This window comes from Mesorhizobium sp. M2A.F.Ca.ET.067.02.1.1 (assembly GCF_004023285.1).
Classification (GTDB): Bacteria; Pseudomonadota; Alphaproteobacteria; order Rhizobiales; family Rhizobiaceae; genus Mesorhizobium.
This window is the reverse complement of record NZ_RZSB01001211.1, coordinates 1-1,023: the sequence shown is the minus strand read 5'-3', so window position 1 is coordinate 1,023 and position 1,023 is coordinate 1. Positions and strand designations below refer to the sequence as shown.

General features: G+C 65.2%; 1 protein-coding gene. It reads right to left on the bottom strand.

The genetic code is table 11. The features are described 5' to 3' along the window. The coding region (gene leuB / locus EOA28_RS36815; RefSeq protein WP_128315895.1) for a 3-isopropylmalate dehydrogenase at nucleotides 1-882 on the bottom strand (882 nt) is incomplete at its 3' end. Between the last annotated feature and the right edge of the window lie 141 nt (nucleotides 883-1,023).

Sequence of the window (1,023 nt, the reverse complement as noted above, 5' to 3'; positions counted from 1 at the left end):
GTCGGCCGCGGAGCCGTGCACCGGCTCGTAGAGCGCCTTGCGCTTCTTGGTCTTGGCATCCGGCGCGCCGAGCGAGGCCGAAGGCAGCATGCCGATCGAGCCGGTCAGCATGGCGGCGATGTCGGACAGCATGTCGCCGAACAGATTGTCGGTGACAATGACATCGAACTGTTTCGGCCAGCGCACCAGCTGCATGCCGCCGGCGTCGGCCAGCATATGGTCCAGCTTGACGTCGGAATAGCGCGCCTTGTGCGTCTGGGAGACGACTTCGTTCCACAAAACGCCCGACTTCATGACGTTGCGCTTTTCCATCGAGGTGACGTGATTGCGGCGCGTCCGCGCCAACTCGAAGGCGACGCCCGAGATGCGCTCGATCTCGAACGTGTCGTAGACCTGGGTGTCGATGCCGCGCTTCTGGCCGTTGCCGAGATCGATGATCTGCTTGGGCTCGCCGAAATAGACGCCGCCGGTGAGCTCGCGCACGATCAAGATGTCGAGGCCCTCGACCACCTCCTGCTTGAGCGAGGAGGACGCGGCGAGTGCCGGATAGCAGATCGCGGGCCTGAGATTGGCGAACAGCTCCATGTCCTTACGCAGGCGCAAGAGCCCGGCCTCGGGGCGCACCTCGTAAGGCACTGCATCCCATTTCGGTCCCCCGACGGCGCCGAACAGCACGGCGTCCGCCGCCATCGCCTTGGCCATGTCGGCGTCGGAGATTGCCGCGCCATGCGCGTCATAGGCGCAGCCGCCGACCAGGCCCTCGTCGGTGGCGAAGCCGCTGCCGAGCTTGTCGTTCATGGCCTTGATCAGCTTCTTCACCTCGGCCATCGCCTCGGGGCCGATGCCGTCGCCGGCGAGCAGGAAGAGATTTTTCGAAGCCATGGAGAACCGTCCCGGGAGAGAAATTGAACCGGCGCCTTGCTAAACGCCAAGCGGGCTGGGCGCAAGGGGACCTCTCGAAGCTTGGTTTCCTCGCCCCCGCAAAGCGGGGGAGAGGTGTCCGCGAAGCGGACGGAGAGGAGC